This is a genomic window from Arthrobacter sp. SLBN-83 (genome assembly GCF_006715285.1).
Classification (GTDB): Bacteria; Actinomycetota; Actinomycetes; order Actinomycetales; family Micrococcaceae; genus Arthrobacter.
Map to the genome: position 1 here is coordinate 1,271,438 of NZ_VFMX01000001.1, position 13,112 is coordinate 1,284,549.

Annotated in this window: 12 protein-coding genes; 4 read left to right on the plus strand and 8 right to left on the minus strand. The window is 64.7% G+C overall.

Going from position 1 to position 13,112, the window contains the following annotated elements:
- Positions 1 to 127: 127 nt before the first annotated feature.
- The gene (locus tag FBY30_RS05820; protein WP_142134951.1) at positions 128 to 529 is read right to left on the minus strand and encodes a MerR family transcriptional regulator; all 402 of its coding nucleotides are present in this window, start codon (positions 527 to 529) and stop codon (positions 128 to 130) included.
- A 186-nt stretch (positions 530 to 715) separates the two neighbouring features.
- Here FBY30_RS05820 and FBY30_RS05825 point away from each other — a divergent pair, with 186 nt between their 5' ends.
- On the plus strand, positions 716 to 2,215 hold the full coding sequence (locus FBY30_RS05825; protein ID WP_142131866.1) for a SulP family inorganic anion transporter: 1,500 nt from the start codon (positions 716 to 718) through the stop codon (positions 2,213 to 2,215).
- Positions 2,216 to 2,289: 74 nt separating this feature from the next.
- On the opposite strand, the gene FBY30_RS05830 is transcribed toward FBY30_RS05825, so the two are convergent.
- The 5 genes from FBY30_RS05830 to FBY30_RS05850 all read right to left on the minus strand — a co-directional run bounded on the left by FBY30_RS05830 (position 2,290) and on the right by FBY30_RS05850 (position 7,062).
- Complete coding sequence (locus FBY30_RS05830; RefSeq protein WP_142131868.1) at positions 2,290 to 3,411, minus strand: NAD(P)/FAD-dependent oxidoreductase; 1,122 nt, start codon at positions 3,409 to 3,411, stop codon at positions 2,290 to 2,292.
- 79 nt (positions 3,412 to 3,490) lie between these two features.
- Positions 3,491 to 4,534, minus strand: a complete 1,044-nt coding sequence (locus FBY30_RS05835) for a Gfo/Idh/MocA family protein (protein WP_142131870.1) — start codon at positions 4,532 to 4,534, stop codon at positions 3,491 to 3,493.
- Complete coding sequence (locus FBY30_RS05840) at positions 4,534 to 5,313, minus strand: amino acid ABC transporter ATP-binding protein (protein WP_142131873.1); 780 nt, start codon at positions 5,311 to 5,313, stop codon at positions 4,534 to 4,536. The genes FBY30_RS05835 and FBY30_RS05840 overlap by 1 nt, the downstream gene beginning before the upstream one ends.
- Positions 5,310 to 6,098, minus strand: coding sequence for an amino acid ABC transporter permease (locus FBY30_RS05845; protein WP_142131875.1), 789 nt, complete (start codon positions 6,096 to 6,098; stop codon positions 5,310 to 5,312). The genes FBY30_RS05840 and FBY30_RS05845 overlap by 4 nt, the downstream gene beginning before the upstream one ends.
- Positions 6,099 to 6,198: 100 nt before the next feature.
- Complete coding sequence (locus tag FBY30_RS05850; RefSeq protein ID WP_142131877.1) at positions 6,199 to 7,062, minus strand: ABC transporter substrate-binding protein; 864 nt, start codon at positions 7,060 to 7,062, stop codon at positions 6,199 to 6,201.
- Positions 7,063 to 7,235: 173 nt separating this feature from the next.
- Here FBY30_RS05850 and FBY30_RS05855 point away from each other — a divergent pair, with 173 nt between their 5' ends.
- Positions 7,236 to 8,342 (plus strand): LacI family DNA-binding transcriptional regulator, encoded by a 1,107-nt coding sequence (locus FBY30_RS05855; protein WP_142131879.1) that lies wholly within the window; start codon positions 7,236 to 7,238, stop codon positions 8,340 to 8,342.
- On the opposite strand, the gene FBY30_RS05860 is transcribed toward FBY30_RS05855, so the two are convergent.
- Positions 8,335 to 9,522, minus strand: a complete 1,188-nt coding sequence (locus tag FBY30_RS05860) for a mandelate racemase/muconate lactonizing enzyme family protein (protein WP_142131881.1) — start codon at positions 9,520 to 9,522, stop codon at positions 8,335 to 8,337. The two genes, FBY30_RS05855 and FBY30_RS05860, sit on opposite strands and share 8 nt — an antisense overlap.
- A gap of 49 nt (positions 9,523 to 9,571) precedes the next feature.
- A complete protein-coding gene (locus FBY30_RS05865; RefSeq protein WP_142131883.1) occupies positions 9,572 to 10,615 on the minus strand; it encodes a LacI family DNA-binding transcriptional regulator in 1,044 nt (347 codons plus the stop codon).
- 236 nt (positions 10,616 to 10,851) lie between these two features.
- Here FBY30_RS05865 and FBY30_RS05870 point away from each other — a divergent pair, with 236 nt between their 5' ends.
- Both FBY30_RS05870 and FBY30_RS05875 read left to right on the plus strand, forming a co-directional pair.
- Positions 10,852 to 12,180, plus strand: a complete 1,329-nt coding sequence (locus FBY30_RS05870) for an extracellular solute-binding protein (protein WP_142131885.1) — start codon at positions 10,852 to 10,854, stop codon at positions 12,178 to 12,180.
- Complete coding sequence (locus FBY30_RS05875) at positions 12,177 to 13,112, plus strand: carbohydrate ABC transporter permease (protein WP_142131887.1); 936 nt, start codon at positions 12,177 to 12,179, stop codon at positions 13,110 to 13,112. The genes FBY30_RS05870 and FBY30_RS05875 overlap by 4 nt, the downstream gene beginning before the upstream one ends.

A 13,112-nucleotide genomic window follows, 5' to 3' on the forward strand; every position in this document is an offset into this window, starting at 1 on the left:
TACGGCACTGCTCGCCCCAGCTTCACAAGGCCGCCCTGCAACCTGGTCATTTTATCAGCCGTACTTACGGCTGCCCCGGGCCGCGGCCGGCGGGAACGCCACAGTTTGGCAACACCCGGCAGGAAAGCTAGCGGGCGCGCAGCAGTGCCAGGAATTCGTCGGCCATGCCCAGTTGCTCCTCCAGTTTGGCCCGGCGCCGCGCCGCCTCTTCGATAAAGCCGTTCAGCTCCTCCCGGATGCCGGCAACATCCTGGCCTGGCTTGGCCGCCTCCAGGGCGTCGATAACCCGAAGAAGTCCTGCCATGGCTTCGAGTGTGAACCCGAGCGGTTTCATCCTCCGGATCAGCAGCAGCCGCGTGAAGTCGCGTTCGGTGTAAAGACGGAACCCGCCTTCAGTACGGCCCGAGGGTTTGAGCAGGCCCACCTCGTCGTAATGTCGGATGGTCCGGAGGGACATCTGCGAACGGTCCGCCAGTTCGCCAATGTGCATTGTCGCCACCACTTCTTCGGCGGTCATTTCTTTCACCATCACGTCACCAATCCGGGCCAACCCTCACGTTAGGGTAGTGTTGCATACGCAGCCGGAAGTCACCGTCGCATTCTTTTGTCCACCCCCATTGTCTTTCATGGCCGGGCTGGACCCGTGCGCACCGTGGCGCGCAGAACGTTGCACACCGCTCTCCCAAGAGGGAGCCAAGTCCCCTGGAGCCGCTCCTTGGCCGTCGCCGACCGCACCCGCCCAATCCGGCAACCAACCACCGTCCTCAGCGCCCTGCGCTCCCCGCGGCAGCTCAGCCGGGAGGTCCTGGCCGGGATGGTCACCACGCTGGCACTGGTCCCGGAAGTGATCTCGTTTTCGATCGTGGCGGGCGTCGATCCCATGGTGAGCCTTGTCGCCTCCATCGTGCTGGCCCTGGCCATGTCCATCCTCGGAGGCCGACCAGGAGTGGTGACCGCGGCTGCCGGTTCCGTTGCCCTGGTGATCGCCCCACTGGTCCATGAGCACGGCGTCGAATACGTCCTGCCCACCGTGCTCCTTGCCGGCGTCATCCAGGTTGTCTTTGGCCTGGCCGGGCTGGCGCGGCTGATGCGGTTCATTCCGCGCTCGGTGATGATCGGCTTCGTCAACGCGCTGGGCGTGCTGATCTTCATGGCGCAGGTGCCCCATGTCCTGAATGTTCCCTGGCTCGCCTACCTGCTGTTCGCCCTGACGTTCGCCATCATTTTCATCCTGCCCCGGTTCACCAAGGTGGTGCCGTCGCCGCTGGTGGCCATCGTCGTCGTCACGGCAGTCGTGATCATTGCGGGCCTCACCGTTCCGAACGTTGCGGACGAGGGACCGCTCACGGGCAAGCTCCCAGGCATCACGCCGTTCCTCTTCCCGGTGAACCTTGAGACCTTCCAGCTGGTCCTGCCCACGGCGCTAAGCGTGGCGTTCGTCGGGCTCATGGAAACCCTCCTCACGGCAAAGCTCGTGGACGACATCACGGAAACCCCTTCGCACAAGGGCCGCGAGTCCTGGGGACTGGGCGTCTCGAACATCCTTGCCGGCTTCTATGGGGGCATTGCAGGCTGCGCCATGATCGGCCAGACCGTCCTCAACGTGAAGACCGGCCAGGCCCGCACCAGGATTTCGACATTCGTGGCCGGGCTGTTCCTGCTGGCACTGGTGACGGGGCTCAGCTCGATCATGGGCCAGATCCCCATGGTGGCCCTCGCCGCGGTCATGATGGTGGTCGCAGTGACCACCGTCGACTGGCACAGCGTGAAGCCGTCCACCCTGAAACGGATGCCCGTACCGGAAACGCTGGTCATGGCAGTCACCGTCGCCGTCGTGGTCTTCACCGGCAACCTGGCCTACGGCGTGCTGGTGGGCGTCATCCTGGCGATGGTGCTGTTCGCGCGCCGGGTGGCCCACGTCATCACCGTGGAGCGGCACCTTGCGGAGGACGGCGAAACCGTCCGCTACGACGTAGTGGGTCCGCTGTTTTTCGGAAGCAGCAATGACCTGGTGGAGCAGTTCGCCTACGCAGATGATCCCGCCTCGGTCAGCATTGACCTCACCCGTGCCCAGATCTGGGACGCCTCAACCGTCGCCGCGCTCGACTCCATCGAAACGAAGTACGCGGACCATGGTGCAACGGTGGCAATCGAAGGCCTGGATGAACGCAGCACCGGCTTTCACCGGCGCCTTACGGGGCATCTGGGCGCGTAAGCCGCGACTTCGGCCCCTCAACACGCAAGAGAGGCGGGGGCGCAGATGCGGCCCCGCCTCTTCCATCCGCGGTCCTAGGAGAAGCGGCCGGGACGGAACGTTGCCAGCATGGGGTGCTTCCTGCCGGTCAGGATCTCGCCGGCAAGAAGTTCACCTGCGATGAGGCCCAGGGTGGCTCCGGAGTGTGTGAACGCGACGAAGCATCCCGGCACCTGGCCCAGTTCGCCCAGGACCGGTTCGCCGTCGCCAGGAATCGGCTTGTAGCCCATCTTCCAGGAGGCCGGCTTGAGTTCCGGGTTGCCGGCCACCAGCTTGGACGCTTCGTCCGCCAGTTCCTGCACCACGTCATCCGGGATGGTGAACGATCCGTCCGCGTGCTCGGTGATGTGCTCCTCGTACCAGTCGTGGTCCAGGGCGAACGTGCCGCCCGGGTTGGGCCGCAGCGCGGCGCGCGGGGTGTTCATCACCGCGGTGACCTCGTGCTGCACCTGCTTGGTCACCACCAGCATGGACACGGGGGAACCATTGGGGATGTGCACACCCAGGGGTTCGACGACGGCGGGAGTCGCTGCGCCGCACGCCACCAGGACGGCGTCGGCTGGGTAGGTCCCGCCCGCCGCGGTCTCCACGCCGGCGGTGCGGCCGCCCTCCACCGTGACCGAGGCCTTGCCGGCGTTGAGGACCAGTTCGCCGCCGCGGGCGTGGAACTCCTCCATCAGGAAGTCGATCAGGTCCGGCAGGCTGACCCAGCCTTCGCCGGGGTTGAAGATGGCGTTGTCCGGCACGGCACTGGAATCAATGCCGGGGGTGGCTGACGCAATCTCGTCCGGAGCGAGCAGCCTGGAATCGTAGCCAATGGATTTCTCGTAGGCATGCCGCGCCTCCGTGGCCTCCGCCTGGCCGGCCTCGTTCCACATGAGGCCGCCGCCGAACTGGAGCCATTCCCGCTTGGGATCGGAGGCAAAGAGGGTGCGGTAGCGGTCCACGCCGGCAACCCGCAACTGGTGGTAGGGGGTGGACCGTTCGCCCGCGGAGTTGAGCCAGGACAGCGAACGGCCGCTGGCTTCGCTGGCCAGGCCGCGCTCGGTCAGCAGGATCACGGAGGCGCCTTCACGCAGCAGGTGCACGGCGGTGGAAACGCCCAGGATGCCGCCGCCGATGATCGCGACGCGCTTGGGAGCTGGAACAGAGGACATTGGTGTCCCTTTCTGTGGAATTCGTGGTTGGGAAGGACGCGAACAGCGCGTCAAGGAAGGAAGAGTTGAGGGAGGGCAATCAAGCCAGGGCGTGGATGCCTTCGATGACTTTCAGAACTTCGAGCGGACCGGCGGGATCCACCGGCAGCGGTCCGTTTCCGCGGAGGGCCGCGGCCAGTTGGACGTAGAACTGCGGGTAGTCGCCGCGTTCGGCGGGAACGGGAGACATTGCTCCGTCGACTCCCAGGAGCCCCCATGACTCCTGGGGATCGAGGCCGTAGGCAGGATCCGACGGCGGCATCCCGGCTGCGAGCGCCGGTTCCTGCCCGTCCAGCCCCCACTTGGTGTACCCGGCCTTTGAGCCGAGGACGTGGAAGCGGGCGCCCGCCTGGGCCGCCATGCCGTTCATCCACAGCCGTGAGCGGACGCCGGAGGCGTGCAGCAGTGACACGAAGGCCTCCGTGTCGGCCGCGTCCGGATGTCCGCCGCGGTTGGCTGTCTCGCCGTAGCTCCGCTCCACGGGGCCGAACAGCTGGATTGCCTGGTCGATCAGGTGGGCACCCAGGTCATGCAGGATCCCGCCGCCTTCGGCGAGGGACACAGTGTCCCGCCAGTTCCCGAACCCTTCGGGCCGCCACCACTCGAACCGTGACTCGAAGCTGCTGACCTGGCCCAACGCACCTGACGCCAGGACCCTCCCTAGGGTCAGGAAGTCGGCATCCCACCGGCGGTTCTGGAACACCGTAAGCCGCACCCCGCCGTCGTCAGCCCTGCTGATCAGCTCCTCACCCAGGGCGGAGGTGGGCACGAAAGGCTTGTCCACCACCACGTGCAGGCCGTGGGCGATGGCCGCTGCCGCCAGCTCAAAGTGGGTGTGCGGCGGGGTGCCCAGGATCACCAGGTCCAGGTCTGCCGAGAGGGAGAAGAGGTCTTCCGGCGTTCCAACAATCCGTGCCTGGGGGTAGAGGCGTGCCGCCTCGGCAGCACGTTCCGGTTGGGCCGTAACGATCACGTCGAGCGAGTAATCCGGGTTGGCCGCAATCAGCGGCGCGTGGAAGACCTTGCCGGAGATCCCAAACCCGACGACGGCGGTCCTGATGGGTTCAGCTGCAACAGTACCCATCAGAGCACCTCGGAGAGGAAGCGCTGGAGGCGTTCGCTGCGGGGGTTGTCGAAGAGTTGGGTGGGGGTTCCTGCTTCGACGACTTCGCCTTCGTCCATGAAGACCACTTGGTCCGCGACCTTGCGGGCGAAGCCCATCTCGTGGGTGACCACCAGCATGGTCATGCCGCGCCTGCCCAGGCCGGCCATGAGGTTGAGGACGCCTTTGACGAGTTCGGGGTCCAGGGCGCTGGTGGCTTCATCGAAGAGCATGACTTCGGGTTCCATGGCCAGGGCCCGGGCGATGGCGACACGTTGCTGCTGGCCGCCGGAGAGGTCGCGGGGGCGGTGGTCGGCGCGTTCGGCGAGGCCTACTTCGGCCAGGCGCTGGCGGGCTTTGGCCATGGCCTGGTTTTTGGGCATGCCCTTGACGGCCCAGAGTGCCAGGGCGACGTTTTCCTCCGCGGTGTGGTCGGGGAAGAGGTTGAAGTGCTGGAAGACCATGCCGATGCGGGTGCGAAGGGTGTCCGGGTTGGCGCCCAGGATGCTGTCCCCGGCCAGGAGTACGTCCCCGCTTTTGGGTTCGTGGAGCCGGTTGATGCCGCGCAGCAGGGTGGATTTGCCCGAGCCGGAGGGGCCGATGATGCAGGTGGTGGTGCCGGGGGCGACGGTGAGGCTGACGTTGCGCAGGACCTCGATCTCGCCATAGGCCATGGTCAGGTTGCGCAGTTCCAGGGACGAGCCGTGGAACGTGGGGGCTTCCTGGCTGGTGGTGTTTTTGGTGGGGGTGGGGGTGTTCATGTGTTGCTCCCGGTGGTCAGCGGTGAGGCCGAGGCGAGTTCCTTGACTTCGTTCAGGCCGCTGGTGGGCGGTGCGGGTCGGCGGCGGCCGGTGCGGAATTTGTTGTCGATGTGGTTGACCAGGTGGGTCAGCGGGACGGTGATCACCAGGTAGAAGACGCCGGCGGCGACCAGGGGTGAGAGGTTGCCGGAGAGCACGGCGGCGTCCTGGCCCACGCGGAAGAGTTCGCGTTCGGAAACCAGCAGGCCCAGGAAGTAGACCAGGGAGGAGTCCTTGACGATGGCGATGAACTGGTTCACCAGGGCCGGCAGGACCCGGCGGACACCCTGCGGGATCACCACCAGGGCCATGGATTTGGCGTAGCTCATTCCCAGGGCCCGGCAGGCCTCCCCCTGGCCCTTGTCCACGCTGAGGATGCCGGCGCGGAAGATTTCCCCGATGTAGGCGCTGGCGATCAGGCTCAGCGCGATGATGCCCAGCGGGTAGGGCGAGGGCCCGAAGACCGACTGGCTCAGGCGGGCAAACCCTTGGCCGATCAGCAGGATGGTCAGGATGGCCGGCAGGCCCCGGAACAGGTCGGTGTAGATCCGGGCCGGGACCCGGAGCCACTTGGATGGTGAGATGCCCATGACGGCCACCACCATTCCCAGGACCGTGCCAAGGACGGTGGCAGCAACCGAGATGATCAGCGTGTTCAGCAGGCCAACAGCCAGCAGTTGGGGCAGGACCTCGGCCATAGCGCCGAAGTCGAAAAAGGTACGGATGATGGTGTTGAACCAGTCCATGATTGCTCTCAGACGTAGATTGAGTGAGGATGCCGGGCAGGCCGCGGGTGGCAGCCCGCCCGGCGATGCGCCCGAAGGCTTACGTGCTTACGTGCCCCGGTTACTTGCTCGGGGCCGGTGAGGCAGAAGCGGTCTGCTCGGCCTTGGGCAGGTACTGCTCGGGCATCGGGGAACCCGGGAACCACTTCTGGTAGAGCTTCTTCCAGGTCCCGTCCTCCATCGCAGCGGCCAGGCCTTTGTTCAGCGCTTCCTTGAACGCGGTCTTGCCTTTGGCGACGGCAAATCCGGCCGGGGCGTCGAAGGACGGGATGTCCGCGGCGCTGACCAGTCCGTGCTGGTCCTCGTACGCCTTCGCAGCCTCGTAGTCCAGGAAGTGGGCGTCAACGGTTCCGCTGTTCAGCGCCGCAATGGCGGTGTTGTTGTCCGGGAAGCGGACCAGGCTGGCAGAGGTGAAGTTCTTCACCGCATAGGCTTCCTGCAGGGTGCCCTGCACCACGCCCAGCCGCTTTCCGGACAGGCCGTCTACACCGTTGATGCCGGAGGTCTTGGTGGTGACCACCGTCAGGTAGCCGGCCAGGTAACCATCCGAGAAATCCACGGTTTCCTTGCGCTTGTCCGTGATGCCGATGGCGGCAACACCGGCATCGAACTGCCCGTTGGCCACTGCGGCAAGGAGGCCGGAGAAGTCCTGGCCGGTGAAGACCACGTTGTCCACACCGGCCCGGTGGGCCACATCCTTGAAGAGTTCGACGTCGAAGCCGGTGAAGTTACCGGAGGCATCGGCGAAGGTATAGGGCTTGGAGTCGCCCAGGCTGGCCACGCGGATGGTGCCGGGCTGGATCAGGCCGTAGGGGTTGTTCTCCGTGGTGGAGGCGGCGGAGGTGGAGCTGCAGCCGGAGAGCGCAAGCACCGCGGCGAGTGCGGCGGCGGCAATTCCGGCCGGGCGGAGATTCTTTTTCTTCACAGCGTTGTCCAATCGTTGGGAGGGAGGCGGTGCTGTCAGGGCCGCCGAAGAAAGTCGCCGATGCTCTTGTTGAGTCCGGTCTCACACCATAGGATTGAGACCGGACTCACATCGATGGATAGAAATGTAGCCGAAGTCACAAGGGGCGTCAACAACCCTTTCGGAAGGTGAAGATGAACGGCGAAGGAGTACGACGGCGGGACGTAACGGTTGCCGACGTCGCCAAGGCTGCCCAGGTTTCCAAAGCGCAGGCCGCGCGGGCGCTGGGAAATTACGGGGCCGTCAGTGACGAAGTCCGCGAGCGCGTCCTCGCTGCCGCCGAGGCGCTTTCCTACCGGCCCAACGAGCTGGCCCGCAGCATGAATACGGGGAAGTCACACACCATCGGCGTAGTGGTGGGCGATATCGAAAACCCACACTTTGGCCTGGCCACACGGGGAATCACGGACGCTGCAAAAAAGGCCGGCTACAACGTCATCCTGGTCAATACCGATGAGGACCGGGCGTCGGAAGTGGACGCAGTGCGGGTCCTGCTGGACAAGCGCGTGGACGGCCTGATTGTTGCCCCTGCGTCATCGGTTGAAACCGGACATCTCCAGGAGGTGCACGGGTCCGGGCGGCCGATGGTCTTCATCGACCGCACGGCCGGAGATATGCCGGTGGAGACCATGGCCGTGGACATGGCGAGGATTTCGAGGGAGGCCACGCAGTACCTGCTCGATGCGGGGCACCGGCGGATCGCCTTCATTTCCACACTGACCACCGACGCCCCCTACACGCCCGGGATGACTCTCGAGTCCTCCCAAATCGCGGACCGCATTGAGGGCATGCGGGAGGCGTTCCTTGAGTCCGGGCTGGATTTTCCGGAGGACCTGGTCCGCCTGAATGCAGGAGACGAGGACTCCATTCGCAGCATTACCCGCGGAGTGCTCCGGGGCCCGGACCGCGCCACTGCCGTCGTCGCCTCCGACGGCCTGATCGCCCTTAGCGTGGTGGAGGCCATCCAGGAACTTGGCCTGTCCATCCCGGCGGATGTTTCATTCCTGATGTACGACGATTTCCCGTGGACCAGGCTGACAACCCCTCCCCTGACCGTCATCGCCCAGCCGGTCTACAACATGGGCGTCGCCGCCGCCAAAGCCCTGATCCGGCAGATGGAGGGCTTGCCGCCCGCCGCTCCGGCTCAGTTCACGGCCACCCTGGTGCGGCGGGGGTCGGTGGGGCCATGCCCCGCGGGGACTGACCCGTCGCAGGGGCGGGTGGCAGCGAAGCTCAGCTGACGCCGGCGCCCTCCAGGTTGAAGTAGGACCGGGCGTCCGGCGGCCGGATGTCTGCCACGGCGTCGCTGAAAATCCGCATGGGGTGCGGCGTGAAGGGGTGCTCGGCGATGGCGTCAAAGTCCAACTCGACGCCCAGGCCCACGCCTTCCGGGATCAGGACGTCGCCTTCTTCCGTGAGTTCGAGGCGCTCGTTGGAGATTTCGCTGCGCCATGGCACGTCCGACGCCATGATCTCCAGGTAGCGGAAATTCGGCAGGGCCGCACCGAGCTGCAAGGTTGCTGCGGTGCTTAGGGGTCCGCTCGGGTTGTGCGGTGCGAAGGGAACGTAGTGGGCTGCCGCCAGTGTGGAAATGAACGAGAGCTCCAGGAAGCCCCCGGCATGGGTGACGTCAGGCTGGATGTAGTCCACTGCGCGGCGCCCAAGGGCGGGAATGAAGGTGTTCCGTCCCATCCACCGCTCCCCCGCCGCTATGGGGACAGGCGATTTGCTGCGTACCTCGATGAGCGCGTCGATGCCGTCCGGTGGGCAGGGCTCCTCGAAGAACACGGGCTGGAACTGTTCAATTTCCCGCGCCACGCGGATGGCGGTGGGCACGTCGAAGCGGCCGTGCCCTTCGATGAACAGCTCAACGTCATCACCCACCGCCTCCCGGACAGCGGCAATGGGCTCGAGCATGCGGCGGAGATCGCCAGGTTCCAAGGTGAGGTCTGCAGCTTCGAAGGGATCCCACTTGAGTCCCCGGAAGCCCTGGCCCACCGTGTGGACGGCGGCCTTGGCGAATTCCTCAGGCGTTTTGGCCCCTGAAAACCAGCCGTTGGCGTACGCGCGGACCCTGTCACGGACCTGCCCGCCCAGCATCCGGTGGACCGGGACGCCCAATGAGCGTGCGGAGACATCCCACATGGCCATTTCAAGGGCGCTCAGGGCGGTCATCGAGACGGGACCGCCGCGCCAGTACGCGTCGCGGTTCACCTTATAGATGGTCTGGGCAATCCGGGTGGGATCCTTGCCGCGTACAGCGTCTGCAAGGACCGCTACTGCGCCGCGGACTGCGTGCTCCTGGCCTTCGAGGGTGGCTTCCGCTATTCCGGTAAGGCCTTCATCGGTGCTCAACCGGACAAAGATGAGGTTGGTCCGGTAAAAATCCACCACAACGGTGTCGAGGTTGGTGATTTTCATGCGTTGATGTCTTTCACTAGTTGTCCAGGACGCCCCGGGCGTGGCCTCCTTAGGCTGCGGGCGGGGCGGTGGATTCTCGGACGATCACCTGGGTGGCCAACTCCACGCGGTGGGAATCCAGGATCTCGCCCTGTGCCTGCCGCAGGAGTGACCTCAGCGCGGCCCTGCCCATCTCTTCAAGGGGCTGGGCCACCGAACTCAATGAGGGGACTGACTGCTCGCCCTGGTTGGTCCCGTCGAAACCGATGAGGCTGATGTCCTCCGGAACCCTGATCCCGTGATGCCGCGCCTCACTGAGGACGCCCAGGGCAATCGAGTCGCTGCCGGCGAAGATGGCCGTGGGGAGGGGGTCCAGCTTCAGCAGCTCCTGGAATCCCTTGACCCCGCCCTCTGTCCGGAAATGGCCGCCGGACACGATGTATCCGGGGTCAACCTCAATGCCTTGCGCCATTAGGGCAGCCATATAACCGTGAAGCCGCGCCTGGTTGCATTCCGCACCCTCGATCCCGCCAATGTAGGCGATGCGCCGGTGGCCCAGTCCCAGGAGATGTTCGGTTGCCGCCTTGCCGCCTGCCCAGTTGGTCGCCCCAACGCTGACCACGTCCGCGGAGGGGGGGTTGAGCGGGTCGATCACCACAACCGGGATCTGGCGGCGGCGGAACGCATGCAGTTGTGCCTCGCTGAAGGCCGAAGTCACCACGATCATCCCCGCCCTGCCCTCTTCAAGCATGCGCTGGGCGCGGCGTTCCGGGGTCTGCCGGCCAGGCGTGGACTGGCCTGTCACACTCACCAGGATTTCGACGTCGGCCCCCGCTGCGAACTGGAGGATGCCGTTCAGCACCTGGATGGTGTAAGCAGAGTCGAGCACATCGATCACCACTTCGACGACTGTTGCACTGTCGGCGGCGGCCCTGCGCTGCACGGGCGACTGGTAACCCGCCTGCTCCAGCACCGCAAGGATCCGCGCCCTGGTTTCGGGGGCCACGTCGTCACGGCCGTTCACCACCTTGGAGACAGTCGGTGCCGATACCCCGGCCTGCCTGGCCACGGTTGCGAGCGTTGGCTTCGTCCGCTCGGGCAATTTGGTCGTCATGGGTTCGCAATCTTTCGAAGGTGGGAAGTGCATTCATTCTGAAGAACAGGCACTTCGTCCGTCAAGGCTTGGCCAAAACAGGCTTTACTTCGGAAAATATCCTCTACGATCCCTTGACTACGGGGATCTTTGGCGCTTTAGTTTACAGCGTGACTTATATCACCGTTCGAAATGTTTCGAACGAACGTCGGAGCTGACGCCCCGTACCTCGACAGCAAATTCACAATGGAGAAGCAATGAAGCAACCCCAGACCTCACGGCGCAATTTCCTCGCCCTCGCTGCCCTTACTCCCTTTGCCGTTGCGGCAACCTCTGCCTGCGGCACGTCAGGTCCGGGTGCCTCCAGCGGCAATGGTGGCGCCAGCATGTGGTTCCTGTCCGGTGAGCCGAACCAGACCAACATGCAGAAGGCTGTCGATGCCTTCAACCAGGCAAACCCGGACAACAAGATCGCGATCACGTTCTTCCAGAACGACGCCTACAAGACCAAGATCAAGACCGCGATCGGCGCGAACCAGGCACCCACCATCATCTACAACTGGGGCGGCGGCACGCTGAAGACCTACGCCGAGGCAAACCAGGTTGAAGACCTCACCAGCTGGCTGGATCAGAACCCGGACCTGAAGAAGAAGTTCTTCCCGTCCACCTTCAGCGCCGCCACGGTCAACGGCAAGATCTACGCCCTGCCCAACATGTACGTCGGTCCGATCGTCCTGTTCTACAACAAGGAACTCTTCCAGAAGGCCGGCGTCCAGCCGCCCAAGACCTGGGACGACGTCATGTCGCTGGTCAAGACGTTCAATGGCATGGGGGTGGCACCCTTCTCCCTGGGCGGCCAGTCGCGCTGGACCTCCATGATGTGGCTCGAATACCTGTTGGACCGCATCGGCGGACCCGACGTGTTCAAGGCAATCTTTGAAGGCAAGCCCAACGCCTGGATGGACCCGGCCGTCATCGAGACCGGCACCAAGATCCAGGAACTGGTCTCGGCTGATGGCTTCATCAAGGGCTTCTCCTCCATCACGGCCGACTCGAACGCAGACCAGGCCCTGCTGTACACCGGCAAGGCCGCCATGATGCTGCATGGTTCCTGGACGTATGGCCCGATGAAGAAGGACGGCAAGAACTTCGTCCAGGACGGGAAGCTGGGCTTTGTGCAGTTCCCCACCATTCCCGGTGGCAAGGGCGACCCCAAGAACGGGGTGGGCAACCCGGCGAACTACCAGTCCATCTCCGCCAAGGCCAGCGACAAGGAAAAGGAGTCCGCCAAGAAGTTCCTCAAGGACGGGATCATGACCGACACCATGATCGACGCCTACATCAACTCCGGCTCCGTTCCCATTGTCAACGGCATCGAAAGCAAGCTGAACACCTCCCCGGACAAGGATTTCCTCAACTTCGTCTACGACCTTGCAAAGAACGCCCCCAGCTTCCAGCAGTCCTGGGACCAGGCGCTGAGCCCAACCGCAGCCGAGGCGCTGCTGAACAACATCGACCAGCTGTTCCTGAAGTCGATCACGCCGCAGCAGTTCGCCGAGAACATGAACGGCACCCTCGGGAAATGAGTAACGCCGTCTCCACCGCCCCGGGGCCCACCGCCGGAGTCAGGAATTCGAAGCAGACCGAACAACGCAAGGCCGCACTGGCCTGGCTGACCATTCCTGCACTGTTCTTCTTCCTGGTGTTCGCCGTCATCCCGCTGGCGGGTGTGCTTATCCTTAGCTTCACCAGCTGGGACGGCATCGGTGCCATTGGGGCGGCGGGACTGGACAACTGGTTCTCCGTGTTGGCAGATCCGGGGCTGTACAACGCCCTGGGCCTGACCTTCCTGATCATGATCGTCTCCTGGCTGGTCCAGACACCCATCAGCCTCCTGCTCGGCGTCTTCACCGCGGGAAGCCAGCGCTACCGTGCGGTCCTGGCGGTGCTGTACTTCCTGCCGCTGCTGTTGTCTTCCGCCGCCGTCGCCATCGCTTTCAAGGCCCTGCTGGACCCCAACTTCGGCCTGGCAACCGGCCTGGGCCTGCCGTTCCTTGCCCAGGACTGGCTGGGTGTCCCGCACCTGGCGCTCAGCCTTGTCATCTTTGTCATCGCCTGGCAGTTCGTGCCGTTCCACACGCTCATCTACCAAGGCGGGGTGCGGCAGATCCCCAAGTCCCTGTACGAGGCGGCCCAGATCGACGGCGCCGGGACCATCAAGCAGTTCTTCCACATCACCCTTCCGCAGTTGAAGTACACGATCATCACCTCGTCCACCCTGATGGTGGTGGGTTCGCTGACCTACTTCGACCTGATCTTCGTCCTCACCGGCGGCGGACCGGGAAACTCCACCCGGATCCTGGCCCTGGACATGTACCTCCGGGGCTTCCGGGCCAACCTGATGGGCCCGGCCAGCGTCATCGCCGTCATTCTCGTCATCATCGGCCTTGCACTCGCCTTGTTCCTCCAGCGCCTTGGAGGCAAGGACAAGCAGGGCAGCCAATTGGAAGGTTTGTAG

Bases quoted from the DNA above. Each gene is read 5' to 3' on its own strand.
- FBY30_RS05820 (WP_142134951.1), bottom strand. From the start codon at position 529: ATGGTGAAAGAAATGACCGCCGAAGAAGTGGTGGCGACAATGCACATT.
- FBY30_RS05830 (WP_142131868.1), bottom strand. From the start codon at position 3,411: ATGTCCTCTGTTCCAGCTCCCAAGCGCGTCGCGATCATCGGCGGCGGC.
- FBY30_RS05835 (WP_142131870.1), bottom strand. From the start codon at position 4,534: ATGGGTACTGTTGCAGCTGAACCCATCAGGACCGCCGTCGTCGGGTTT.
- FBY30_RS05840 (WP_142131873.1), bottom strand. From the start codon at position 5,313: ATGAACACCCCCACCCCCACCAAAAACACCACCAGCCAGGAAGCCCCC.
- FBY30_RS05845 (WP_142131875.1), bottom strand. From the start codon at position 6,098: ATGGACTGGTTCAACACCATCATCCGTACCTTTTTCGACTTCGGCGCT.
- FBY30_RS05855 (WP_142131879.1), top strand. From the start codon at position 7,236: ATGAACGGCGAAGGAGTACGACGGCGGGACGTAACGGTTGCCGACGTC.
- FBY30_RS05860 (WP_142131881.1), bottom strand. From the start codon at position 9,522: ATGAAAATCACCAACCTCGACACCGTTGTGGTGGATTTTTACCGGACC.
- FBY30_RS05865 (WP_142131883.1), bottom strand. From the start codon at position 10,615: ATGACGACCAAATTGCCCGAGCGGACGAAGCCAACGCTCGCAACCGTG.
- FBY30_RS05870 (WP_142131885.1), top strand. From the start codon at position 10,852: ATGAAGCAACCCCAGACCTCACGGCGCAATTTCCTCGCCCTCGCTGCC.
- FBY30_RS05875 (WP_142131887.1), top strand. From the start codon at position 12,177: ATGAGTAACGCCGTCTCCACCGCCCCGGGGCCCACCGCCGGAGTCAGG.